20 protein-coding genes are annotated in these 25343 nt (G+C 37.5%); 8 read left to right on the forward strand and 12 right to left on the reverse strand.

What is annotated here, in order from left to right; all coding sequences use genetic code 11:
• Positions 1 to 123: 123 nt before the first annotated feature.
• The 6 genes from ACOCEA_RS03805 (at position 124) to ACOCEA_RS03830 (ending at position 6900) form a co-directional block, all read left to right on the forward strand.
• A complete protein-coding gene (locus ACOCEA_RS03805) occupies positions 124 to 1548 on the forward strand; it encodes a Gfo/Idh/MocA family protein (RefSeq protein ID WP_420754868.1) in 1425 nt (474 codons plus the stop codon).
• 138 nt (positions 1549 to 1686) lie between these two features.
• Positions 1687 to 2790 (forward strand): glycoside hydrolase family 2 TIM barrel-domain containing protein, encoded by a 1104-nt coding sequence (locus ACOCEA_RS03810; RefSeq protein ID WP_420754869.1) that lies wholly within the window; start codon positions 1687 to 1689, stop codon positions 2788 to 2790.
• A 139-nt stretch (positions 2791 to 2929) separates the two neighbouring features.
• A complete protein-coding gene (locus ACOCEA_RS03815) occupies positions 2930 to 4216 on the forward strand; it encodes a CitMHS family transporter (RefSeq protein WP_420754870.1) in 1287 nt (428 codons plus the stop codon).
• Between the two features lie 3 nt (positions 4217 to 4219).
• Positions 4220 to 5563, forward strand: a complete 1344-nt coding sequence (locus tag ACOCEA_RS03820) for an acyclic terpene utilization AtuA family protein (RefSeq protein WP_420754871.1) — start codon at positions 4220 to 4222, stop codon at positions 5561 to 5563.
• Positions 5560 to 5859 (forward strand): AtuA-related protein, encoded by a 300-nt coding sequence (locus ACOCEA_RS03825; protein WP_420754872.1) that lies wholly within the window; start codon positions 5560 to 5562, stop codon positions 5857 to 5859. Before ACOCEA_RS03820 ends, ACOCEA_RS03825 begins: the two co-directional genes overlap by 4 nt.
• A 12-nt stretch (positions 5860 to 5871) precedes the next feature.
• Positions 5872 to 6900, forward strand: a complete 1029-nt coding sequence (locus ACOCEA_RS03830) for an alpha/beta hydrolase (protein WP_420754873.1) — start codon at positions 5872 to 5874, stop codon at positions 6898 to 6900.
• 15 nt (positions 6901 to 6915) lie between these two features.
• On the opposite strand, the gene ACOCEA_RS03835 is transcribed toward ACOCEA_RS03830, so the two are convergent.
• The 11 genes from ACOCEA_RS03835 to hemH all read right to left on the reverse strand — a co-directional run bounded on the left by ACOCEA_RS03835 (position 6916) and on the right by hemH (position 22013).
• On the reverse strand, positions 6916 to 7989 hold the full coding sequence (locus ACOCEA_RS03835) for a PA0069 family radical SAM protein (protein ID WP_420754874.1): 1074 nt from the start codon (positions 7987 to 7989) through the stop codon (positions 6916 to 6918).
• Positions 7990 to 8035: 46 nt separating this feature from the next.
• The gene (locus tag ACOCEA_RS03840; protein ID WP_420754875.1) at positions 8036 to 9586 is read right to left on the reverse strand and encodes a hypothetical protein; all 1551 of its coding nucleotides are present in this window, start codon (positions 9584 to 9586) and stop codon (positions 8036 to 8038) included.
• 17 nt (positions 9587 to 9603) lie between these two features.
• Positions 9604 to 10386: an enoyl-CoA hydratase/isomerase family protein gene (locus ACOCEA_RS03845; RefSeq protein WP_420754876.1), complete on the reverse strand. Its 783-nt coding sequence runs from the start codon at positions 10384 to 10386 to the stop codon at positions 9604 to 9606.
• An 8-nt stretch (positions 10387 to 10394) separates the two neighbouring features.
• Entirely contained in the window at positions 10395 to 11822 is a 1428-nt protein-coding gene (locus ACOCEA_RS03850; RefSeq protein ID WP_420754877.1) for a sensor histidine kinase, read from the reverse strand.
• 166 nt (positions 11823 to 11988) lie between these two features.
• On the reverse strand, positions 11989 to 12540 hold the full coding sequence (locus ACOCEA_RS03855; RefSeq protein WP_420754878.1) for a CopD family protein: 552 nt from the start codon (positions 12538 to 12540) through the stop codon (positions 11989 to 11991).
• 80 nt (positions 12541 to 12620) lie between these two features.
• Complete coding sequence (locus ACOCEA_RS03860) at positions 12621 to 15755, reverse strand: WD40/YVTN/BNR-like repeat-containing protein (protein WP_420754879.1); 3135 nt, start codon at positions 15753 to 15755, stop codon at positions 12621 to 12623.
• A gap of 689 nt (positions 15756 to 16444) precedes the next feature.
• Entirely contained in the window at positions 16445 to 17131 is a 687-nt protein-coding gene (locus tag ACOCEA_RS03865) for a hypothetical protein (protein WP_420754880.1), read from the reverse strand.
• Between the two features lie 161 nt (positions 17132 to 17292).
• A complete protein-coding gene (locus tag ACOCEA_RS03870) occupies positions 17293 to 18408 on the reverse strand; it encodes a lactonase family protein (RefSeq protein WP_420754881.1) in 1116 nt (371 codons plus the stop codon).
• A gap of 335 nt (positions 18409 to 18743) precedes the next feature.
• Positions 18744 to 20117: an MATE family efflux transporter gene (locus ACOCEA_RS03875; protein ID WP_420754882.1), complete on the reverse strand. Its 1374-nt coding sequence runs from the start codon at positions 20115 to 20117 to the stop codon at positions 18744 to 18746.
• A gap of 39 nt (positions 20118 to 20156) precedes the next feature.
• On the reverse strand, positions 20157 to 20948 hold the full coding sequence (locus ACOCEA_RS03880) for a DUF3050 domain-containing protein (RefSeq protein ID WP_420754883.1): 792 nt from the start codon (positions 20946 to 20948) through the stop codon (positions 20157 to 20159).
• A gap of 33 nt (positions 20949 to 20981) precedes the next feature.
• Entirely contained in the window at positions 20982 to 22013 is a 1032-nt protein-coding gene (gene hemH, locus ACOCEA_RS03885) for a ferrochelatase (protein ID WP_420754884.1), read from the reverse strand.
• 168 nt (positions 22014 to 22181) lie between these two features.
• Between hemH and ACOCEA_RS03890 the strand changes: the two genes are divergently transcribed.
• Both ACOCEA_RS03890 and ACOCEA_RS03895 read left to right on the forward strand, forming a co-directional pair.
• The gene (locus ACOCEA_RS03890; RefSeq protein ID WP_420754885.1) at positions 22182 to 23249 is read left to right on the forward strand and encodes a mechanosensitive ion channel family protein; all 1068 of its coding nucleotides are present in this window, start codon (positions 22182 to 22184) and stop codon (positions 23247 to 23249) included.
• Between the two features lie 14 nt (positions 23250 to 23263).
• On the forward strand, positions 23264 to 24103 hold the full coding sequence (locus ACOCEA_RS03895; protein WP_420754886.1) for an N-acetylmuramoyl-L-alanine amidase-like domain-containing protein: 840 nt from the start codon (positions 23264 to 23266) through the stop codon (positions 24101 to 24103).
• A 164-nt stretch (positions 24104 to 24267) separates the two neighbouring features.
• Here ACOCEA_RS03895 and ACOCEA_RS03900 read toward each other — a convergent pair whose 3' ends face one another.
• On the reverse strand, positions 24268 to 25164 hold the full coding sequence (locus ACOCEA_RS03900) for a helix-turn-helix transcriptional regulator (protein WP_420754887.1): 897 nt from the start codon (positions 25162 to 25164) through the stop codon (positions 24268 to 24270).
• Between the last annotated feature and the right edge of the window lie 179 nt (positions 25165 to 25343).

The raw sequence follows: 25343 nt of genomic DNA on the forward strand, positions 1-25343 counted from the left end.
TTATTAACAGATTTATCAAGCTTTTTTGGTAATTATTTAATACCAAACAAACAACATTAAAAGTATGACTGTTCTATCAACCTAATTTTTGTATCTTCAGTCCACAACCAATTAATTAAAACCATGCAAAGAAGAAAGTTTATTAAAGACGCTGCAGCTACCACCGCAGCGTTTTCCATTGTGCCTAGTTTTGTACTAGGCAAAACGCATGTTCCACCAAGTGACACTTTATATATGGGGGCTTTTGGAGTAGGTGGAAGAGGTGCCGGTGTTATCCAAGGTCTAAACGAGACCCAAAAGGTAAAATTTGTAGCCCTTTGTGATGTCGATGACAGACGTGCAGCGGATACCTATAAAAACTTCCCAGATGTTAAACGATATAAGGATTTTAGAAAAGTATATGATACGCACCTAAATGATATTGATGCCATTATGGTGGCAACACCAGATCATATGCATGCCTCTATTGCGCTCCCTTTTATTAGGGCAAAAAAACATGCTTATGTGGAAAAACCATTAACACACAATATTAATGAAGCTAGATTGATGACCAAAGTGGCTCATGAGAACGGAATAGTCTCGCAAATGGGCAATCAAGGGGCATCTAGCAATGGTAGTCGAGAAGCCAAAGAGTGGATAGAATCGGGTGTTATTGGCAAAGTATATAAGGTGGATTGTTGGACCAATAGACCTGTTTGGCCACAAGGTGTTCCAGTACCAGTGGGAAAAGACCGAATCCCAAAAGGTCTGGATTGGGATTTATGGTTGGGCACAGCTGAAATGAGGGATTACAATGATGCTTACCTTCCTTTTAAATGGCGAGGTTTTTGGGATTTTGGAACTGGGGCTTTAGGTGATATGGGTTGCCATATCATGGAAACCCCTTTTAGTGTTCTAGACCTTGGATACCCAACCGAAGCAGAAGCGAGCTGCACTACCAACTGGGTAGGCGATTTTATTGAAGCTGACTATAGCAAATCCTGTCCTGCATCTTCCATTGTCCGTTTAAAATTCAATACCAAAACACACGGCGATATTGCCTTAAATTGGTATGATGGTGGTTTATTGCCCGATTTACCGGATGAGTTAAAAGACGGTGAAACCATTGGTGACAATAGTGGTGGAAGTATTTTTTATGGCATAAGGGGCATCCTTGTTTGTGATACATATTCTAGAAATGCCCGTTTATTACCTTCAACTACCATGGAATTACTTACCCCTCCCAAACCCTATTTAAACCGCATTGAAGGTGATACGGGTGGGCACCAACGAAATTTTGTTGAGGCTTGTTTAACCGGCGGTGAAACCTCATCGGACTTCAAAAGATCTGGACCTTTAACAGAGGCTGTTTTAATGGGTAATTTGGCTATAAAAGCATTTCAGTATAAAAAATTGAAAGAAGGCAAAAAAATTGGAGATTGGGATCCATTTGAATACCCAGGAAGACGCAAAATTCTTTGGGATGGTGACAATATGAATGTCACCAATTGGGACAAAGCCAATGAGTGGGTCAAGGGATCATACCGAAAAGGTTGGGAATTGAGCTAGTATTTTTCAGTTAGATAGAATTTCACCAACATAAATTTAATCTGATTTCCAGTTGGTATACCAATGATAAAAGATATGTTGATAATCCAAGATATACATCACTGGTATACTTACGGAAATACACTAAAATAATTCAATATGATTCCAAAAATATTTAAAATTTCTACTTTAGGAATTTTTTTATCGGCACTACTTATGTCCTGTTTGCAACAACAAAAAAAGACCCAGGAAATAGAGGAGATAAGTTCAAACTATGAACGTTGGTCTAAGGAAAAAGCACAACTTTGGTCAAATAATCAACCTTGGCTAAGGGGTGCCAATTTCAATCCTAGTACGGCAATTAATCAATTAGAATTCTGGCAAGAAGAAACATTTGATCCTGATACCATTGATGAAGAACTAGGATGGGCGGAAGCTATTGGATTGAATTGCATGCGTGTATATTTACATCATGTTGCATGGGAAGTAGACAATAGTGGTTTTAAGGATAGGTTAAATACCTATTTGTCCATTGCAGATAAACATGGCATTGCAACAATTTTTGTTTTTTTTGATGATTGTTGGAACCCAACATATGAAGCAGGCATGCAACCAGAACCTAAACCCGGTGTCCACAACTCAGGTTGGGTTAGGGACCCAGGAGATTTGCTTTACACCTCCAAGGACCTTATCACTACTCTCGAAGCATATACCAAAGATATTCTAGAGACCTTTAAGAATGACCAAAGGATAATCCTATGGGATTTATACAATGAACCAGGAAATTCTGGATACAAAAATAAATCATTGCCCCTATTAAAAAATGTATTTAACTGGGCTAGGGAGATAGGGCCTTCCCAACCCATAACTTCTGGCGTATGGAATTTAGAGTTAACCGACTTAAACAAGTTTCAGGTAGAACATTCAGATATCATCACCTATCATAACTATAATGATGAAATAGAGCATCAACAGGCCATTGATACCTTAAACAGGTATGAACGCCCAATGATATGTACGGAATACATGGCGCGTAGAAACAACAGTTTATTTACCAATATTATGCCTATTTTAAAAGAACAAAATATTGGTGCCATCAACTGGGGTCTTGTAGCAGGAAAATCCAATACCAAATATGCATGGGATGAACCTATTCCAGATGGCTCTGAACCAGAACTTTGGTTTCATGAAATCTTTAGAAAAGATGGTAGCGCCTACAAACAAGAAGAAGTTGATTTAATTAAAAATCTTACAAAAGAATAGCGCTTTAGTTTATTCAATAATTAGCGAAAAATTATTTCATGTAGGGGCTATCCCAATTTATTTTCAATAGTTTACAGCTTCGGCAGATTGTTGACAATCCAGAAAAAAATCATTAATTAGCACATCAAATAATTATTAAATGTTAGCATGGCTTGGACTTTTAACTATTGTTGTCCTACTATTTTTGGTAATGAGCAAAAAAATGGCAGCAGTAGTGGCATTGATTATTGTTCCCATAATCACTGCTCTCATAGGAGGGTTTACTTCTGAGATAATCACCTTTGTCACCGATGGTCTAAAGTCAATTGCCCCAACGGGGGTCATGTTCATATTTGCTATTCTATTCTTTGGTATCCTTACAGATGCTGGAACCTTTAAACCTTTGATTAGGACCTTGCTCCGCTTTGCGGGAAATGATCCTGCACGGGTGGCAGTGGCAACGGCACTATTGGCTATGGCGGTTCATTTAGATGGTTCAGGTGCCGTTACATTTTTAGTGACTATTCCCGCACTTTTACCATTGTATGACAGCTTACAAATGAAGCGTTCCACATTGGCCACTATTGCGGCATTAGCTGCTGGCACAATGAACATATTACCTTGGGGAGGACCTACCATTAGAGCGGCAACGGCTTTAGAAGTCAATGTCACGGAATTATTTAACCCAATATTGATTCCGGTGATTGGGGGCCTACTTACAGTTCTTATAATTTCCTATTTACTTGGAAAAAGAGAAAGGCCAAATGGTTTTTCAGCAGAAGTAACAGGTTTGTCAGAGAATATGGATGAAAATGGTGATTTGGAACGTCCTAAACTATACTTTCTTAATATTATTTTGGTTTTAATAGCGGTTGGAACTTTGATAAGTGGTGTAGCACCTCCCCATATTATTTTCCTGGTGGCTTTTGCAATATCACTGATACTCAATTATCCCAATCCAAAACAACAGAGTGAACGTATAAATGCACATTCCAAGGCCGCTCTTCTAATGGCCAGTATTTTATTTGCCGCTGGCTGCTTCACAGGAATTTTAAAAGGCTCGGGCATGATAGATGCCATGGCAGAAGGTGCTGTGGCTTTCATACCGGATTACGTTGGTAGTCATTTGGCGGTAATCACTGGTCTTGTTTCAATGCCTGCAAGTCTTTTGTTCGATCCAGATTCTTTTTACTTTGGAATATTGCCACTGTTATCTACCACCGCAGTCCACTTTGGGGTGGACGCAATCGAAGTTGGAAGGGCTGCCATTATGGGCCAAATGACTACAGGCTTTCCTGTAAGCCCCTTAACGGGGTCTACCTATCTTTTAATTGGGCTAACCGGAATTGAATTGGGCGACCATCAAAAAAAAACCATTCCATTGGCATTTTTAGTAACTGTTGTAATTTTAGTCTTATCGTTATTGATTGGGGCAATAAGCTGGTAGAAAATGAAAAAAATTAGAATCGGCAGTGGCGCAGGGTATGCAGGTGATCGTTTAGAACCTGCCTTGGATTTGATGGAGCTTGGTAATTTGGACTATATCTGTTTTGAAGGACTTGCTGAAAGAACTATTGCTTTGGCCCAAAAAACAAAAAAAACGGACCCGAATAAGGGCTATAATGACTTGCTTTTATACCGAATGGAGAAAGTACTTCCCTTAGCCCATAAAAACAAGATAAAGGTCATTACCAACATGGGAGCTGCCAATCCTGAATCTGCCATGGAGGAAATTACTGTATTAGCCAAACAAATGGGCTTGAATAATTTAAAGATTGCTGCCGTTTTAGGGGATGATATCAGCTTTACCATTTTAGACTATTTAGATCATACCGTTCTTGAAACCAACCAACCACTATCCCATATAGAAAAGGACATCATTTCTGCCAATGCGTATTTGGGCTGTGATGGAATTGTTGATGCCTTGAAAAATAATGCAGATATCATTATTACTGGTCGCGTAGCGGACCCTTCTCTTTTTTTAGCTCCTATGATGTATGAGTTTGGCTGGAAACATTCCGATTGGGAAAAGAAAGGAATTGGCACACTTATTGGCCATTTGTTGGAATGTGCTGGTCAGGTCACTGGTGGCTATTATGCCGACCCTGGTATAAAAGAGGTTCCTAAGCTCTGGAATCTTGGCTTTCCTTATGTTGAAGTAAATGAAAAAGGTGAAGGATTTATTACCAAACTAAAAAATGCTGGTGGAATGGTTACCACAGCTACATGCACGGAACAATTGCTATATGAAATCCATGACCCGGAAAATTATATTACTCCCGATTGTGTTGCCGATTTTTCAGAAGTCAAGTTTAGGGAGATCGAAAACAACAAAGTTGCGTTTTCTGGTGCAACGGGGAAATCTGCCACTACCAGCTATAAAGTAAGTGTAGGGTACCAAAATGGTTTTATTGGGGAAGGTCAAATAAGTTATGGTGGTCCAAATTGTATTGCTCGAGCCTTATTGGCGAAGGAAATAGTTGAAAAACGATTAGGGAAACTTCCTTTTTCCATCTCCGAATTGAGATGTGACCTGATTGGGATAAACTCACTCTTTGACAAAGGTGAAATGCCAAGTAAAATAAATGAAGTACGACTAAGAGTGGCTGGTAAAACAGCCTCAAAAGGTGAAGCACAGTTTCTTGCTAATGAAGTTGAAACATTATATACAAACGGACCTTATGGTGGTGGTGGTGCTACCAAAAAAGTTGATGAAATTATTTCTATAGCATCCGTATTACTTCCAAAAGAAGATTTTAAAATAAAAGTACTCTATAAAAATACATCTTCATGAAATTATGGGATTTAGCACATATAAGAACAGGCGACAAAGGAAACATCAGTAATGTTTCTGTAACGGTCTATGACCCTAAAGATTTCAGGTCGATTAAGGAAAAACTTACTCCTGATTTCATTAAAGAATGGCTTGGCGAACAGGTCCAAGGTGAAATCTTACGCTATGAACTCCCCCAACTGGGAGCACTTAATTTTGTTCTGTACGACGCACTTGGTGGTGGCGTAACCTCGTCTACCGCAATTGACAAACATGGGAAAACCTTAGGGTCCTATTTATTGGATATCCCTTTTTAAAGCAATAAGAGTATGAAGAAGATTTTAGTAGTACTGTTCACAGCAATTGTAGGAGTGGTTTCATCTCAAGAAATCGCCCAAGGAAAAGTTATTATAGATTCTGTTTACTCCAAAAATCTGGAGAACAATTTTGGCGAAAACCCAACTAGGGCGGTATCCGTTTATTTACCACCAAATTATGACCAATCGCAAACAAGGTATCCAGTTATCTATTTCCTTCATGGATTTTTAAATGACAATAGTCTAATGGACTACATGAAAGATCTTTTGGATTATGCAATTTCAGCCAAAAAAATTAATCCTTTTATCCTCGTTATTCCCGACCAGAAAACCACATATGATGGGAGTTTCTATAGCAATACAGAAGTTTTTGGAAACTGGGAGGATTTTACGGCATATGATTTGGTCTCTTTCATGGATAAAAATTACAGAACCTTGTCCAAACCAGGGAGTCGCGGTATTACAGGGCATAGTATGGGCGGTTATGGTGCCTTAAAAATTGCCATGAAGCATCCGGATATTTTTGAAACGGTCTACGCTTTAAGTCCCGGAGCACTTACTATAGTAAGGGAGTACGGTCCCAACAGCAATACCTATATGGAATTCTCCAAAATGAAGACCATTGAGGACTTGTCCACCTCTTATTTTGGAAAGGTCATCATGGCCTTCGGTAGGTCTTGGTCACCCAACCCGAACAAACCTCCGTTTTATTTTGACCTACCTTTTGAATATAAGAATAACGAAATCATTGCCAATCCTGAAGCGCTGGAAAAATGGTATTCCCAAATGCCTGTTCATATGATCGATGAATATCTAGACAACTTAAATAAACTTAGGGCCATAAAATTGGACTGGGGCCGTAATGCAGGAGAGCGCTTTACCATTCAATGTAAAATGTTTAGTCAAAGATTGGAAAATGTAGGTGTAAAGCACTTTGCCGAGGAGTACATTGGTACCCATGTCAACAATATATACTCCAAAGATGGCCGTATTCCCCAGCAAATGTTACCTTTTTTTGATTTTTATCTCGACTTTAAATAAGATATAGCATCTAAACTAAAACAAGGTCATCTGCCCAGTTTTAAATTGTTCATGAAGTTCTGTATTTAAGACCGGGGGTTTTTTGTCCTTGAAATACTTCCGTTTTGCCAACTTCACCATATCATGGATTTGAGTGGCTATTTTACCTTCACCCCTACTTCGGATACCAAACCGACTGTCATTAAGGGTTCCCCCATGACACTCCTGGATCTGATGTAATACCTTATCCGCCTTATCGGGCATGGTCCTATGTATCCAATCTGTAAAAATACTCCCTATAGCACCATTTAAACGTACCACGGTAAACGCAAAGGAAAGCGCCCCTTTCTCTGAAACTGTTTGGGCAAGCTTTAAGATTTCATGACTATTGATTCCAGGAATAATGGGTGCCAACATAGCATTAACAGGGATTCCATTCTCTGACAATATTTCAATCACTTTAAGTCTATTGCTGATGGTAGCCGTTCTCGGCTCTAAAATCCTTCTAGTTTCTTCTAATAATGAGGTTACGGAGACGTTTACGGCAATCAAACCATATTTATTCAACTCCTTTAACAGATCCAAATCCCTTAAAATCAAAGAATTTTTGGTGATTATTCCAACGGGATGCCTGTACCTTAAAAAAACCTCCAAACAAGCCCTTGTTATCTTATACTTTTTTTCGGCGGGTTGGTAACAATCCGTGTTGCCAGAGAGTACAATGGTACATGCTCTCCAGGACTTGCTTTTTAATTTGGCCTCCAATAATTTTGGTGCATCCTTTTTGATAAGGATTTTACGTTCAAAATCTAATCCGGCACTATACCCCCAATATTCATGGGTGTTTCTGGCATAACAATAAATACATCCATGTTCACATCCTTGATACGTGTTCATAGAGTACATCATACCCACATCTGGACTCGTGACCTTGTTTATTATTGTTTTTGGAAATATTGGTAAGTATTGCGTTTTGTTATGATCGGCGTTTTCACCTTCAGTACGGCAAAACTCAAGAAAATCATCTCGTGTTTCGTAAATATGTTCTAGAAACTTATTGGGTTTATTTTGCTGCGCTCCTCTTCCTTTTATAAACTCATTTGGTTTCATTTTATGGATTTATTCCAAAAATATGGAATTAATACAAAAATTGGGATTATTTAACAGTTACCTGAACCAATTGTTTTTTAGAACCTCTTTTGGCATAAAACATGAGCTCATCGTTAAGATGGTCCACATAAGGTTTGGAAACCATCAAAGGTAAGCGTGCGTCCGTGTCATCGATAACCTTTTCATAATTCATGTGCCCGTATTCATCCAATTTTATTAAAAAAACATTTCTGTTTCTACTCAATCCTTGTTTAAACATGATACGCTCATCGTTTAATTGTTGTGGATTTTCAGCCGAGGTACTAATAAAGAAATAGGTTTTGTCATCTTTAGTATAGGCACTATAAGAAGCATAAGCACCGTCTCCTTGTGTAACCTCTGTCTTGTTTATATTCCTGGCCCAAATCAAATCTCCGTTACCATTTAATTTTGCACTTACAATATCGTTATGATGATATCTAGTAACCATTACCCGACCACCACTACTGTTGGCCTGGGTACTGGTGCTGGTAAAATATTCTTCGGCATTGAACAATATTTCACCTTTAGAGGTAATGTCCATACTTTTAAAAACCAAGTCCTTCAATGTTTTATCATCTTCCCTTCCAAATTTATCCATCATAAACTGCTGTGAGAAAGGATTAAATTTTTGTGCCTCTATATCCAATGTTTTTGGATTCAGCTTAAAATAAGAGATGCCATTATAGCGACTATCCTTTCTATCTGAATAAAACCCAAGACTAAGCAACTCGTTCCCTTTAAAAATTGGTTTTAGGGCCTCTGGAAATTTTCCCGGTGTATAGAACGACTGTGTACTTCTACCTACCGATGAGACCCTTACCATTTCATATTGAAATTTTCTTTCAGTGGCATTGAATCGCTTCTTTTTAAAGTAAGCCTTTCCTATTAAATACACGTTTTTTAAATCTTCAGAAAAGGTAATGGTCTCAAAAGCATAATTCTTTTCCTCAACCTCATCGGAAAAATCATGTTCCATCAATTTTGTAAGACTGGCATCAAACACGTAGATAAAGTGCTTATTATCCTTACCCTTCTTAAAATGTGTAGTTATGGCAAAAGCCGTTTTTTCATCATTGAAAAGTACGGAAGTGGTAAAACCTGAAGAAAAGTTTCTATTGTAATAGTTACGATCCAAGGGTTCCGATACTGAGTCTGAAGTAATGCTTAAAATGGTTTCTTGAGTGAACTGAAAATCCGTGTAAGGACTTCTATGAATTTGATATTCGTAAGCCATCCTATCAAAATTGTATTCCAAGAAAAGCAAGTAAGCCTGACCATTTTTTACATAGGCATCTACAAAATTCGCGTTTTTAAGCTTATAGTTAAATTCTGACAACAACTCCAAATCCTTGTTGTAATGTTCTATAAAATAACCTTTAGGCTTTAATACAATACCGGTATAGTAAGCTCTTATAATAACCGTACCCCCTTCGCCATCATCTGCAATAGCTAAAAGATTGGAATACCTGTATTTATCATTGTATTTTTCACCAATGGTATAGGCAATATCGTTTTCTTGTGCAAAAGCACCCAAGGTCGACACAAAAAATAAGACGGCAAGAATTTTTTTAAACATATTCGCTCCAGTTTCGTTTACGAACCTGGAAATTCAGCTTTTCTTTTCTCTAGAAATGCAGTAGTACCCTCGGCAAAATCACCTGTTCCAAAACAAGCGCCAAAGGCATCTATTTCCTGTTCGTAGCCATTTACAGTATTCATAAAACCCGCATTTATTGCTTTTATTGCATAAGAAATGGCTACTGGTGAGTTATTGCTGATTTTACTTCCTATTTTATAACATAAAGGAAGGAGTTCCTCTTGGGAGGTAACATGGTTCACCAACCCGTAATTTTTAGCCTGTTCAGCAGTAATCATGGCTGCAGTCATAATCATCTCCATAGCCCTGCCTTTACCCACCAATTGAGGAAGGCGCTGTGTTCCCCCATACCCGGGAATTACGCCTAAGGAAACCTCTGGAAGTCCCATTTTTGAATTGTCGCTTGCTATTCTAAAATGACAGGCCATGGCCAATTCCAGACCACCGCCCAAAGCAAATCCATTAATGGCTGCGATAACCGGTTTAGATAACCGCTCAATAAAATCAAACAGCAATTCTTGACCTTTAGCAGCAAGCTTTTTCCCTTTTTTTTCTGAAAAATCAGCAAACTCCGAAATATCGGCACCGGCAACAAAAGCCTTTTCACCACTGCCTGTAAGTACAATTACCTTTACATCAGGATTGTCTTCAATATCCGATATAACTTCATGTAGCTCTTGAATGGTTTCCTTGTTTAAGGCATTTAATTTATTTGGACGGTTGATGGTCACCGTGGCAATGGAATCATTTATTTTAAAAAGAACGGTTTTATAAGACATATTCTGGATTATTTTAACGCGGGTACATTTTTTTCTTTAGGAAACTTGACGCAGAACACCGTGCCCTTACCTGGTTGCGAGGTAAATTTTATACTGCCCTTATACGTTTCTACAATATTTTTGACCATTCCCAATCCAAGGCCCATACCACTGGTTTTTGTCGTAAATTTAGGTTCAAATATTTTGTCCTCAAATTCAGCCTCTATACCCACTCCATTATCGGCTACAGAAATTTTGACCATATCCCCATCAGTTGCTACTGAAACAAGAATACGTGGCGACTCAACTTCTGGAACAGCCTGAATTGCATTCTTAACTAAATTGGTCACCACCCTAATAAGCTGTGTACGGTCTAGTTTAGCAATTATTTCCTCCTCCTCCGCAATAAAATGTATGTATTCTTCATTAAAAATATCCAAGGCCAATTTTACGATCTTAACAACATTTAAGGTTTCATTCTGTTGTGCCGGCATTTCAGCAAAATTATAAAAGGCAGATGCAATACTGCTCATGGTATCTATTTGTTGTATAAGTGTATTGGAAAATTCCTTTACTTTCCTATCTATATCCGGATCTTTTGGATCAAACTTACGTTCAAAACTCTGCACACTTAAACGCATTGGTGTAAGCGGGTTCTTAATTTCATGTGCCACTTGTTTGGCCATTTCTCGCCATGCCTGCTCACGTTCGCTCTTAGCAAGTTTTGCGGCACTTTGTCCAAGTTCATCGATCATGGCATTATAAGAGGAAATCAATTTCTCTATTTCCTCACCGGGCTTTTCAATATCTATTTTTTTGTTGCGTTTTGTAAGGTCCGTATGTTCCATCATATCTGAAATGGTCTCTAAAGACCTGGTAATATATTTAGATATAAAATAGGCAAGGGCAATAGCAAGCAGCAACATTAAAAAGTACACCCCGGCCAACCGCATTAAAAACTCCCTCAGTTCTTTATCATTGAACGAATTATCCTCAAAATAAGGTAGGTTCAATATCCCTATTGGTTTAAATTGTCTATCCGCAATATAGGTATAAGATGCTTGGTATTGATCACCCGCAGCCCTATTCTTTTCTACATATCTTTTGTCGGGACTTAGCTCTAGGTTATTTAATACCTCAGCAGATAAACAAACAGAAAGTGAATCATTCTCAAACTTTGGCCGGGAACTTTTTATAAGTTGGCCTTCCAAGCTATATAAATTGAAATTCATGTTCTGCACCACGGCAATCTCATAAATTTCATCCTTAAAAATAAGACCTAGATTCTCTGTTGTAACCGGATACGTTGTTTTTTGGATAGTCAAATCAATACTTTGCCTGATCTGTTCTTCCTTACGCTCCATACGATTCTCATGATAATCTCTATTTATTTCCCTGAATTGATAGATGGTGACACCCAAAATGAGGACAGAGGCGATAAGTACCAACAATATCATTGATACAAAAATCCGGGATCTTAAAGAAAATCTACTAAACAAAGGTTTGGTGTTTCGTTCAAAGTTAGCAAATATCACACCAAAGAAGGTTAGAGGGCAAAATCAAATTCAATCACATAAAAAAGATGCAGTCAATTAGCGGATTTTAAGTAAGAATGCTGATTAATTACCCTTCGGGATTTTTATTTCTAATCCTTTTGTAGATTTTGATTCCCAGCATTAAAAGGATCCCTAAAACCACTATACCTACCACTCCAAAAATCCAATTAAAGGTACCTTTAAGGATGACCAAAAAGACGACGGCAAAAAGGATCAATGTGGCGCCCTCGTTCCATAAACGCATATAGTAAGAGGTGTAGTTGATTTCATCGTTCTGGAACTTTTTAAAAATAAGATGGTTTTTGATATGGTATATGATCAATAAAACTACAAAGCCCAACTTTATGTGCATCCAAGGTTGTTGTAGCCAATACGGAGCTAAAATTAATAACCATACGGCAAATAAGGTCGCTAGAATTGCTGACGGCAATGTAATAATGTACCATAGCCTTTTGGTCATTAACTTTAACTGTTTGCTAAGTATTTCCTTTTCGGGCGATGGTTTTAGTTGGGCTTCTATATGATAGACAAACAATCTAGGGATATAAAAAAGGCCCGCAAACCATGTAATTACAAAAATAAGGTGCAAGGCCTTTATATAGTTATAATATTCCGTCATTGAGTTAATCAATTGATAATGTAGAGCTCAAAGTTAGCAAATCTAAATACAATGGAAACCCTCTTCAAAGTGATGAAAGGTTACAGCCTTAACACACCAATTCCGGATTCCCAAAGCGCTTTATTATATTCTGGAATATCTGACGTAATCAACTCGGTCCCTCTAGTCTTTAATCGCGTCCATTGTTGGTCTAGTTCTCTCTTCCGATCCAGATTAGATTGATTTACCCTTGGTATACTACCACTTGTCTGATTTAAAAGAAATAAATACTCTGCTGTAAACTTATTTGGAAAATTCTCAACATCATCGTATGCCTGTGACTTTCTTTGTACCATGTCCTTATCCCAAGCGTCCATTTTTTTCAAAAGCATATTCCCTTGGTTTTTCAGTTCTTGATTTTCTATCGTAGCAATAACTTCTTTCAAATCTTTTTGAACTTTGTATAATTTATTTATCATGGTATGCATCTCGGTAATCTTTTGTTCCATCTCGCTCATCAAAGCATCATACGCCTCATATTGGCCTGGCTTCATATCTAAATTGGGCACCACCTTAATTTCGCTTTGTGTAACTACCGTTTCCTCTCCTAACGTAAGTTCAATCGTATAAATTCCTGGAATGGCCATATGTCCATTAAAATCAGCCTCTATATAGACATCAGGTATTCCTGGGACAATGGCGTGGCCCATATCCCAGACAAATCTATTTAATCCTTCTTTGTTGGGAAGTACAGGGGCCGGTGGTGCACCTCCCCCATGGTGTGGAATATAGTGCTTTTCCTTTTCTGAACTAAAACTCCTCACAAGATTACCCTTAGAATCACTTATTTTCATGGAAATTTTGGTGGAATCTTTCACTTTTGGCAACTCGTAATATAGTACCAGTCCGTTGGCAGGGTTAACGCCTTCAAAAGCATCGGTGGCTTTTAATTCCTTGGAATTACTTGATAGCGAACTCCCCCAATGACCTGCATAAGCCGGGTTTGGCTTCAAAATCTTTAAGTATCTTTTGGACGGTTCATATTGTGACAATACTTCCAAATTGTCCAATATCCAAAAAGAACGACCTGAAGTTGCCACTATCAATTCACCTTTATGGACTTTTAAATCCAACACTGGTGTTACGGGTAAATTCAACTGAAAAGGCTCCCAGGTCCTACCTCCGTTCCATGAAATATACATTCCCAGTTCGGTGCCTGCAAAGAGCAAATCCTTTTTCTTTTCGTCTTCCCTAATGACCCGTGTAAAGGCACCATAAGGAATACCTAAACTAATATTTGTCCATGTTTTACCAAAGTCATTTGTTTTATAAAGTGCTGGGGTATAGTCATTAAACTTGTACCGAGTGGTGGCTATATACGCCGTAGCTGGGTCATGTGGAGACACTTCTATGGCATTAACCAAGCACTCCGTTAATCCCTTTGGGGTTACATTATCCCAACTTTCTCCCCCATTTTTGGTTATATGTACAAGTCCATCGTCACTTCCCGTCCAAAAAACACCCTTTTCGTGAGGTGATTCTATCATGTACGCCAACGTTCCATAGTTTTCTGCTCCAACAGCTTCATTGGTATAGGGACCACCACCATTACCTTGTTTTTCATCAATGTCCCTTGTAAGGTCTGGTGAAATTTCTTCCCAAGTAACACCCATATCCCGAGTTCGCAGTACCAATTGGGCACCATGATAATACGTTCCCGGTTCATGTTTGGAGCCAATAATAGGAGCATTCCAGTTATAGAGATATTTCATGTTCCTGGCCTCACGCCCTAGATACTGAACGGGTGCGGCCATGATATTGGTAAAGCTTTTGGTCTCCATGTCCAATACTTCAATGGTGCCTAAATAACTACCCCCTAATACATATCTGGGATTGTCTGGGTCAAAAGCTAAGAAGGCACTTTCCCCACCGGCCGAATACGTCCAATCTTCCCTTCCAATGCTGCTTCGTCCCATGGAAAGGCTTGCTATCCTCACCGATGTGTTGTCTTGTTGTCCGCCATAAATATTATATGGATACAAGTTATCCACACTAATTCTGTAAAACTGACCCGTTGGCATATTATCCTGTGAAGACCATGTCTTCCCATAATCAAAGGTAATTGTGGCTCCCCCATCATCTGCTAGGACCATATTTTTTGAATTCTCTGGATTAATCCAAAGATTATGGGTGTCTCCATGCGGAACATCAATGGTTTCCCAAGTCTTACCCCCATCTTCTGAACGAAACATTGAGGCACTTAGCACATAAACCGTATCCTCATCATTTGGGTCTGCAAATACTTCAATGTAGTACCATGCACGCTGAACTAATCGGTTATCTCCACTGACCATAGACCAAGATTTACCAGCATCATTGGATACAAAGAGTCCGCCCTTATCAGCATTGGAATCACTTTCAATAACCGCATATAGTTTATTGGAATTGGCAGGACTGACCGTAATGGCCATTTTTCCCTTTTCCTCCGGTAAGCCCTCATGAATCTTTACCCAGGTCTCGCCGGCATCAGTAGATTTGTACAATCCACTTCCTTCACCACCACTAATTACCATATTGGGTTTACGTTGATGCTCCCACATTGCGGCGTACATGATTTCAGGATAATTCGCATCCATCGAAAGTTCGGCGGCTCCTGTAAGACTGTTTACAAACAAAGTATTCTTCCATGTTTTCCCGCCATCTTCCGATTTGTAGATACCTCTTTCCGGATTCCCATCAAACAAAGCCCCTTGGGCAGCAACATAAACGATGTCTGGATTCGTGGGATGAATAATAATTCTAGAGATGTGTTGGGTTTTATCCAATCCCAAATGTTTCCATGTTTTTCCGGCATCCGTAGATTTATATACTCCGTCACCATAGGAGGTCATAACTCCTCTAGGTGCATGCTCTCCCATACCACAATATACAATATTGGTGTTGGATTTGGACACGGCAACTGCTCCTACGGAGCCTGTTTTAAAATAACCGTCTGAAATATTTTCCCATTTTTGCCCTGCGGTCCCTGTTTTCCATAGGCCACCCCCCGTAGTTCCCATATAGTAGGTCATTTGGTCATTGACAACCCCAGAGGCAGTAACCGATCTTCCTCCACGAAAGGGACCAATGTTCCGGTATTTCATGGATTTGAAATAATCATTTGCCGTTTGGGACAAAACACTCATCGCTGTACATATAAAAGCGAGACTTAGGATATATTTATTTATGTTTTTCATTTGATTATAGTTGTTTCTTTAAACTATTAAACGAATAAATAGTTCAATTTTAATTCGTTAAAGGCCTGTAATTCTGTACTGATTACAACATCAAACTTTTCCAATTCTTTGTTGATTTTACTTGTAAGTTCATTTTTAACGGCAATATCTTAATCAGTTGGCGGAATATCATCCAGTGCCACCAAACTATTCAAATGTCCCAGTTTGCTGGTTAGTTTAATCGGGAAGTTTAGCGGTTCCTGACTACTTCCGTTTTTTGTTTGCTACAATACCATTTCTACCTTTCCCATATGTTCCTTCATCCTCTTTGCTGTTTAGACTAGGACCTTGTTAGTATCATCACTTTACAGCTTAGAAAAATCATCTAATTGAGTAGTTACATTTCTTGTTTTTCCTTTGAGAATTAACAACATTGGCAGATAACAATTGAGCAAGCAATAGTATGCCTGTCCTAGTGTACTGATTTTTCATTTTAGAAATATTGAATTAGTCCAAGCTAAATTTAGGGAAAAAGCTATATAAATAAGGGATAATATTACTGTTTTAAGGCTTGAATTTGTAACCTCACAATGAATTCAACCTTTAAATAGGAATTCCCCTAAATACCGTCCCATTTTTTTAGTGTTTGCTAATCGATATGTATAGGCTAAAATCTAGACAATAAAATACATTAATCTTGGCGGTCAAGTCTAACACCCTCTAGCGTAAAACCAAATGTTGGGATACCCTGCATCGTCCAATATTTTAATCCAGCCCGTGTACGTGTTTAATAGGTTATGGGGCATTTCGCAATAAACTGAATCGAACTCTTGAACTATGACTTCTGCCCAAAGTCCATTTACTTTTCCTGTAGGGGTAATCTCAAACTGCTCCCCTTTGGCCAAAACTAACAATGAAGCAGCCGCAGTTGACGCATTACGAACATTCATTCCATAAAACATAGGTAAAAAAGAACGGTCTGATGTAACCATAAAACGAATCCAAGGTAAATATTCAAATCCATTTTCCCGTAGTTTTTCCAAGGATAGCCATTGTGACTGTTGTCCATTATCATCAAACACCCTTATAAAACCATCTTTGTTTTCCAACACCACCAATCCTTGCTCCTCGTATCCAATTTCCATCAGGGCCGAACTTGGAATCCTTAGACTTATACCTTCTTGGTTTCTCCAATTGAGCGCTACAGGATTGGAATCCGAACCATAATTACTCAATTCCAAGAATCCTATTTCATTACCTTGTGGGGCATTATATATTGAAACCGCTTGTTCTGTCTCCGGAAAGTTTATAATTCCAATTCCCCAGTTAGTTTCTTGGGAATGAAACAACATTGGGAAGCATAATAAAAATAAAATACGATACATATTGTTAATCATCTTGTTTGTTTTTAAATGAATTAATGTTTCATTAAAAAACGATTATTTAAGTTTTTTCTTACATAATTGTTGTGATTAATCTAATAATCAGATATGAAGTGTATCTTAAAGTAATAAAAGTAGATTTGATTACCAGTGGGAATACGTTGAAAAATAGACGCCTATAAAATTTCTAAAAACTCCAAGCATACGGGACTAGGCAATTCAATTTCATGAAGAAACCTTAAGGTTCCATCTTCCGAATCCCTTTTAAACACGACAATATTATTGCTTTTTTGATTGGCTACCAATAGAAAATTTCCACTTGGGTCAAGGGCAAAATTTCGGGGCCAATCCCCATGCACACTTTCTCTTCCTACCAAAGTTAGTTTTCCCGAATTTTCATCAACCTTAAAAATGACGATAGTATTCTCACCCCTATTTGAACCATATAAAAATTTACCGTCTTCAGATAAATGAATATCTGCGCAGTAACTATCACCTGCAAAGTTTTCATCAAGTGTATTTACGGTTTGCATCACTGTATAAGTACCTGACCCTTCTCTTTTAAATGAGGTAATTGTTGAGTTTAACTCATTGATCACAAATAACTGATTTCCTTTATTGTTAAATGTAAAATGCCTAGGTCCTGCCCCATCTGGCAAATTTATTGTGGCTTGTACATTTGGAACAAATTGACCTTCTTTGTTTTTGTACCTCTTCACTGCATCCAGTCCCAAATCGGCAATAAAAAGCCCATCTTCTGTAAAAGCTGCGGAATGTGCATGTGAAGTCTTTATTGTATCAAGCACTTTTAAATCTATAAATTGAGGGTCTTGCTGTAAAGCTCCATCAATGTTTAATTTAAATATAGATGCACTACCACCAGTATAACTAGCTGCAGCAAGAAATTTTCCGTCATCGGATATTGCAATATGACAAGGATGCGCACCTACACTAGCTTTTGGACCAATCTCTATTAAACCACCTTTTTCATTAATACGGTAAGCCATTACACCCCCTGTAGAACCTTCAAATTCGTCAGTTTCCATTACCGAATACAAATATTTTTTATCTGGTGATAACTTTATGAAAGAAGGATTATTCAAGGGTGCTGCCAAGATTTTGGATTTCATTGCACCCGTTTTTGGATTAAATTGGTATTCATATATGCCTTCGCTGTCACCTTCAGTGTATGTGCCCACATACAATGTGTAGTTCTGGTTATCTTGAGTCATTTTGCATCCTAATAAGAACAAAGAAAGGAATAATGCGAATACGGGAAACGTGTACTTCATGGAAACAATATTATATTTTTAAAAATAGATACTTCCCATGACATTTGGTCTATTTATACAAAAAATTAAGTCTTTTCCTTCTTATTTTCCTCAATAAATTGACGGTATTTTTTTTTGGTCCTTCTGTAATCAACGAATGTAATTATTAGTAGTACAACGAAGATTAACATAATAATTGATAAAAGTAAATTCACGGGGGACTGTGTTAGTTTACTTATTAGAAACAGTATTTAGTAATAAGTCACAATTACAAATTAAATACTGCTTACATAATAATATATTGGCCACTTTATTAATTCACCACACCTCAATTATTTGTTTATTGAGCAAAAGTGTTATTTACATCGCTGGATTTCTTTTCTTAAATACAACCCCGTTACAATAGTTGCTAACACATCGGCAATAGGAAATGAAATCCATACTCCCAAAGCTCCAAGATAATTAGGTAATATCAAAATTAAAGGAATGAAGAAAAAACCTTGTCTACTCAAGGTTAATAGAAAGGCAGGTATCGCTTTCCCAATAGCTTGAAAATAAGCTGCCCCTATTAGCTGCAATGCAATTATTGGTGTAGCCGCAAAGACCCATCGCATAGCAGATGGTGTGTTTGCCAATACAAAAGCATTCATTTCCAAATCTACTTGTGACATGCCTTCCCTACTACTTAAAAACAAGCTGGTTATTTCGGCAGGAAAAATCATTAATCCCAAAAAGACTACAGTCGCCAAAATTGATGCATATTTGACAGCGGTATAGATCGATTCTTTTACACGGTCATATTTTTCTGCGCCATGATTAAATCCCGCTATTGGTAAAAACCCCTGTGTGACGCCAAATACCGGAAACAAGGCAAACATAAGCATACGACCCACTATGGCATATACCGCAACCATTGCCTCACCACCCAAACCAAAAAGAATAGTATTCATTAACAGATAAATGATACTTACTACTGCTTGTCTTGCTAGTGTTACAAAACCTAATGAACCAATTTCTTTTAGAATATTTAGATTAAAACCCAAATAGTTCCATGATGGCCTTAATTCTGATTTACCTGAAAAAAAGAAATAAAAAATATAGCTAAAGCACAATGCATAACTTATCGTTGTTGCCCAAGCTGCTCCGACCATTCCCATGTCCAAAACATTTATAAAAACATAATCCATTAAAAGATTTCCTATCGAAGGGATTATCATGGCAACCATAGCGAATTTTGGCTTACCCTCTGCCCTAATCACAGAACTTCCCATCATGTTCAAGGCCAAAATGGGCACGCCATAGAGTACAATTACATAGTATGTTTTTGCTGGTTCAAATATGGCGCCCTTACCACCAAATGCAGGGATAAGACTATCCACAAAGGTAAGTCCAAGGATTACCATAAAAATGGTAATTAGCACGGTTAGGCTTATTTGATTTCCAAATGTGTTTAATGCTTTTAACTTATTACCAGCACCTAAAGCACGGGAAATTATGCTAGAGCCACCTATTCCAATGGCCATGCCCAAAGCACCTATAAAAAATGAGACAGGAAGTACTACGTTTATGGCAGCTATTGCTATTGATCCAATCCAATTTCCAACAAAAATACTGTCCACCAACACATTAATAGACATGACTAGAATCCCAATACTTGCCGGTACTGCCTGGCTAACCAATAGTTTACCGATAGAATCTGTACCTAGTTTTTCTGATGAAACTCTTGCCATAAGCTTTATGGTAATTTGGCATTAAACCAATATTTAAGACTATGCCAAAACCTCCTTTGCTATTTTGTTTTGTTTAATCTCATCAGCAATACTATCCCAAAGATTTATTCTATGTCGTAAGGCTTCCTGTGAAATTTTGAGTACATCATCCCATTTATTATCATCAGAACCACAAAGCTCTTCAATCATCCTTAAGGACAATGGACCATGTTCATCACCATCCAACTCTATATGCCTTTTTAAGTAATAATTGAGTTTAGGATAGTCTATTTTACCATTTTCACCTTGGTCTATTATTTCTAGAAACATATCAGGTATCAATTCTTCTCTACCAAAAGTAAACGCGGCTGCAACCTTATGGGCTTCCTGACTTTGGATTATCCCAAATGTAAACTGCATAAAAGCTTTCACAACTTCATTTAAACTTGATGCTTCAATCCTTTCAACTATATCCTCTAATGTAGAAATCGTATCTAAAAATTCAATTACCGGCTTGGTGTTGGCACCGACTTCATTCATGGCATCAAGATACATTTCAAAATGGCTCATGAATTCCCCCTCTTCATTACGGTCACTTTCCTCCTCTAAAACTATTTCATTGATAAAACGAGCTGTATTGTTGTTTTTAGTGGGCTTCCAAGGCGTATGCACACAGGTTAACTGTATTTGTAAAGCCTTTAAAAGCGACATAAAATCCCATACGGCATACACATGACTCTCCATAAAGATTTTGATATCATGCACTGAAGAAAGTTGTCGGTATAATCGATGCTCTTGTAATTCTTTTTTATACAGACCTAATCCCAACTGTATTTTTTCTGTGTTTTCCATACAATTTTTAGCTATTGTGAATTTTGAATCCTGCTATACCGGTAATGTGTTTTCTGTCTCCCAAGTGTTCACCCAGTTGGCCATAACTTTCACCCAATTATCACTATCATTAAGACAAGGAATGTGCTTGTAATCTTCACCTCCCGCCTTTTTAAATTGCTCTTTGCCTTCCATGGCAATCTCTTCCAAAGTTTCCAAGCAATCACTAACAAATGCCGGTGTTATTACTGCCAAGCGCTTTTTTCCTTCCTTCGCAAGTCTTTCAAATTCAAAATCAGTATACGGTTTTAACCATGGGTCACCTGCTAAACGTGACTGGAAAGAAGTACTTACTTTTTCCTCTGGCAAGCCTAAATAAGATTTTACCATTTCGGTGGTATCATATACTTGGTGCCTGTAGCAAGTATTATGGGCAACAGAATTTATTTTACAACAACTACCATCTATTTTGCAATGATATCTCGTTGGGTCGTTTTTACGAATATGTCGCTCAGGAATACCATGGTATGAAAATAAGATATGGTCATAATCAAAATCCTTTAATCCCTCTGCTATACTTTCTGACAAAGCCTTAATATAATCTGGATTTTTATAAAACGCTGGCATGGTAGTTACCTTCATTTCTGGAAAAAATGCTTGTTGCTCTTCTAATACCTTTACTACAACGGTCTCAAAGGATGACATGGCATAGTGCGGATATAAAGGGACCAACAACACATCATCTACCCCTTTGGCCTTTAATTCTTGCAGAGCATTTTTAATGGTCATGGAGCCATACCGCATTCCTAATGCTACGGGTAGCTTTGTATGCGTTTTAAGCTTATTGGCAAAGCGCTCGGACAAAACGATCAATGGAGAACCTTCTTCCCACCATATTTTAGCATAGGCCTTAGCTGATTTTTTTGGTCGTGTTTGCAGTATAATACCTCTCACAATAATATTCCTTAGCCATTTAGGTGTGTCAATGACTCTTTCATCCATTAAAAACTCATCTAAATAAGGTTTTACATCTTTAGCTGTAGGACTGTCAGGTGAACCTAAATTAACCAATAAAACTCCTTTCATCTTTTGTTTGTTGAATTTGAATTGCAAAAATAACACTTGCTAATCGATGATATTTCAATTTAGCCCATTAGTTTTCTATACCTACATAAAGAGTATCAATCTTCTGTGATTACGTACTTTTATGCAACTTAATTTTTGTAAGTTATACCCAGAACAATACGCTATCACATGAATGCCTTTTTTGATTCCATCCCAAAAACTTCCTTATACTACTTTATGGCCTCCTTAGGGGCGATTTTGGTGCTCTATTGGCTTATATCCTATTTTTTTAGAAAGTTGGGCAAGGACCCCAAATACCTAATGCCAGAAGGTACATTTAGAAAATTAAGTTGGCCAATCATTTTTATTTTTATCTCCATATTGCTACGCTCACAATCCTTGCGTACCATTCTTCATTTGGAAGAACATGCATATTGGTTTAGAAAAGCAAGTACTTTATTGTTCATTTTCTCAATGACATGGCTTATTATTTCCATTTTAAAAGTAGCCAAGCGTTTAATAATCCATAATTACAATGTTAGTGAATCCAATAATTTAAGGGCGCGAAAAATATATACCCAGTTTAATATTTTAGAACGCATCATCATTTTTATTGTCATAATTCTAGCTACTGGACTCGCTCTTATGAGTTTTGAAGAAATTCGTGAAATTGGTGTCAGTATTTTTGCATCGGCCGGTGTTGCTGGTATCATTATAGGTTTTTCTGCACAAAAGCTGATTGGGACTATTTTAGCTGGAATCCAAATTGCCATAGCACAACCTATTAAACTTGATGATGTAGTCGTGGTTGAAGGGGAATGCGGACGCATAGAAGAAATTACACTTACCTATGTGGTGGTCAAAGTTTGGGACAAACGCAGGTTAATTGTTCCAACACCCTATTTTATTGAAAAACCATTTCAAAACTGGACCAAAACCTCAGCTGATATTTTAGGGACTGTTTTCTTATATACCGATTATAAAGTACCTATTGATGCCATTAGGGAAGAGCTAACACGGATTTTGGAAAATACCGACCTTTGGGACCAAGAAGTAAATGTACTTCAGGTTACTGATAGTAAACCTAATTATGTAGAAATTAGGGCCCTAATGAGTGCAAAAGACTCCAGCACGGCCTGGGATTTACGGGTGCACGTTCGTGAAAGGCTCATCGCTTTTTTACAGGAAAAATATCCGGAGAGTATTGTCCATAATCGCGTGTTACTTTCTAAATTTGATCAAGACAACAATTCTTAAAGCAATAGCTACCTATGAAAATAACTAGTCTTTTTGGTTTTATACTGATGTTAACCCAGCTTTCCCTAGCCCAACAAATCACTTGTTCACCAACAGACAAAATAGCGGTAGATAACAAAATAGAATCAATTAAAAATTTGAACTTGCCAACCATTGGGGCATCTATGGTTAGTATTGGCAAAACTTTTTTAGGCACACCTTATGTAGCCAAAACACTAGAGATAGGTGCCACAGAAACTTTAGTGGTTAACTTACAAGGATTGGATTGCACCACTTTTGTAGAAAATGTACTGGCCTTTTCAATGTTGCTACAGCAAAAGGAATATACCTTTGAGTCATTTGTAAAGAACCTGGAAATAATTCGATACAAAGATGGCCTGTTAAATGGTTACGCAAGCCGATTACACTATTTCTCGGAATGGATTGCAAATAATTCAGAAAAGGGACTTCTTAAAGATATTTCCGCGGATATTGGTGGTGTGGAGATTACAAAGGACATCAATTTTATGAGCACGCATAGAAACTTGTATCCTTTTTTAAGCGATGACATAAATTTTGAGAAAATAAAAGCCTCGGAATCTTATTTAAACAATAGGTCCATTTGTTATTTGCCGCAAGATAAGATTGAAGCCAATGAGCATTTAATGCAATCTGGGGATATTATTGCATTAACCACATCAATAAATGGGCTGGATGTTACCCATACCGGTATTGCTACAAAGGAGAAGGATGGCAGGATACATTTATTACATGCTTCAACAATTGGTGAAGTAGTTATATCTAAAGTTCCACTAGTTGATTACTTAAAAAAAGTGAAAAACAATACCGGCATCATGGTGGCCAGACCCTTATAATTACAATTAAGGCAAAAAGACTGATCGGTTGGTTCCAATTTTTGATAATCGCATCAATAGGTAAGGTAACCCCTCCAAAACACAGCATTTTATCTACGAAATACAGCTTAAAGTACGTTAGGGAAACTTACTAAACCATTAGCAAACTAATCGGTCTAAAAAAATCAACTATTAGCCAGTGCCATTACGTATTTTTTAGGTGTTGTGCCGTACTTTTTCTTGAATGCCGCTATAAAATGGCTTGATGTGCTATACCCAATCTTTAACCCTATTTCATTCACATTATATTGGCCAGATTCCAATAACCTACGAGCATGTTCCATCTTATAATCAAACAAAAAACTATAGACAGAATCGCCATACACTTGTTTAAAACCTTCCTTCAGCCTTTTTAAGCTCAACCCTATTTCTTGGGCTAAATCTGGTAAGGTAGGTGGTTCTGCCATATTTGTGATTACTATTTCCTTTGCCCTTCGTATGCGTTTTACATTATCCTCATCCACTAAAAAGGGACACTGTTCGATACTGGCATCTGTGCTTTTGTTAAAATATAACGATATCAATTCATACACCTTTCCTTTAATGTATAATTTTTTAATGGTTGGATGTAGGTTGTAATTAATTATCTGGCTCAAAACAACAGCAATTGCAGCAGAAACCGGTTCTTGTGCGTAATATTTTTTCTCTTGGTTTTCATTACTCAAAAATGGAATGTAACTGGCCTCATCTGAAAATAAGGAATGAAACTTGCGAATGGTCATTACCACGGTAACCATCCATGAATTGGGGGTCAAGACCAAATTCAAAGGCAAATCTAATTGCGTGTTGTAAAGCAGTAATGAGTTTTCTTCAGATACTTCCAAAGCATAATTGCCATCATTAAAAATGAACTTGCCACCACCCTTTAAACAGAAATGAAATTGAATATACCTACGGTTGATCTCACGTGTAATTTGAACATCTTCATTACCATTATTCTGAATTTTCAGAACATAAAATCCGTCTTCTATGAGAACTTCATCAAATGAACCTTTAGCGACATTTTTAAGCATTTCATCCATAGCGAAAAAATATTTTTTATTTAGAAATATTCTAAATAAAATTGTTTAAAAAGCTTTTATAGACCTTAAAAATAGTGGTTTTTAGGATGATAGCTAAAATTTCAGTTATAAAAAACCTGAATCGATGTTAATAGTTCCTCTAGCGTTATTTTTATAAAGCATATGCTTCTATTTTTGCT

Source organism: Maribacter luteocoastalis (assembly GCF_048890225.1).
Classification (GTDB): Bacteria; Bacteroidota; Bacteroidia; order Flavobacteriales; family Flavobacteriaceae; genus Maribacter; species Maribacter luteocoastalis.

Coding starts and splice junctions, on each gene's coding strand:
- ACOCEA_RS03830 (WP_420754873.1), top strand. CDS start 5,872: ATGAAGAAGATTTTAGTAGTACTGTTCACAGCAATTGTAGGAGTGGTT.
- ACOCEA_RS03840 (WP_420754875.1), bottom strand. CDS start 9,586: ATGTTTAAAAAAATTCTTGCCGTCTTATTTTTTGTGTCGACCTTGGGT.
- ACOCEA_RS03890 (WP_420754885.1), top strand. CDS start 22,182: ATGAATGCCTTTTTTGATTCCATCCCAAAAACTTCCTTATACTACTTT.
- ACOCEA_RS03865 (WP_420754880.1), bottom strand. CDS start 17,131: ATGATTAACAATATGTATCGTATTTTATTTTTATTATGCTTCCCAATG.
- ACOCEA_RS03875 (WP_420754882.1), bottom strand. CDS start 20,117: ATGGCAAGAGTTTCATCAGAAAAACTAGGTACAGATTCTATCGGTAAA.
- ACOCEA_RS03900 (WP_420754887.1), bottom strand. CDS start 25,164: ATGGATGAAATGCTTAAAAATGTCGCTAAAGGTTCATTTGATGAAGTT.
- ACOCEA_RS03850 (WP_420754877.1), bottom strand. CDS start 11,822: ATGATATTGTTGGTACTTATCGCCTCTGTCCTCATTTTGGGTGTCACC.
- ACOCEA_RS03855 (WP_420754878.1), bottom strand. CDS start 12,540: ATGACGGAATATTATAACTATATAAAGGCCTTGCACCTTATTTTTGTA.
- ACOCEA_RS03895 (WP_420754886.1), top strand. CDS start 23,264: ATGAAAATAACTAGTCTTTTTGGTTTTATACTGATGTTAACCCAGCTT.
- ACOCEA_RS03860 (WP_420754879.1), bottom strand. CDS start 15,755: ATGAAAAACATAAATAAATATATCCTAAGTCTCGCTTTTATATGTACA.
- ACOCEA_RS03805 (WP_420754868.1), top strand. CDS start 124: ATGCAAAGAAGAAAGTTTATTAAAGACGCTGCAGCTACCACCGCAGCG.
- ACOCEA_RS03845 (WP_420754876.1), bottom strand. CDS start 10,386: ATGTCTTATAAAACCGTTCTTTTTAAAATAAATGATTCCATTGCCACG.
- ACOCEA_RS03810 (WP_420754869.1), top strand. CDS start 1,687: ATGATTCCAAAAATATTTAAAATTTCTACTTTAGGAATTTTTTTATCG.
- ACOCEA_RS03870 (WP_420754881.1), bottom strand. CDS start 18,408: ATGAAGTACACGTTTCCCGTATTCGCATTATTCCTTTCTTTGTTCTTA.
- hemH (WP_420754884.1), bottom strand. CDS start 22,013: ATGAAAGGAGTTTTATTGGTTAATTTAGGTTCACCTGACAGTCCTACA.
- ACOCEA_RS03815 (WP_420754870.1), top strand. CDS start 2,930: ATGTTAGCATGGCTTGGACTTTTAACTATTGTTGTCCTACTATTTTTG.
- ACOCEA_RS03825 (WP_420754872.1), top strand. CDS start 5,560: ATGAAATTATGGGATTTAGCACATATAAGAACAGGCGACAAAGGAAAC.
- ACOCEA_RS03880 (WP_420754883.1), bottom strand. CDS start 20,948: ATGGAAAACACAGAAAAAATACAGTTGGGATTAGGTCTGTATAAAAAA.
- ACOCEA_RS03835 (WP_420754874.1), bottom strand. CDS start 7,989: ATGAAACCAAATGAGTTTATAAAAGGAAGAGGAGCGCAGCAAAATAAA.
- ACOCEA_RS03820 (WP_420754871.1), top strand. CDS start 4,220: ATGAAAAAAATTAGAATCGGCAGTGGCGCAGGGTATGCAGGTGATCGT.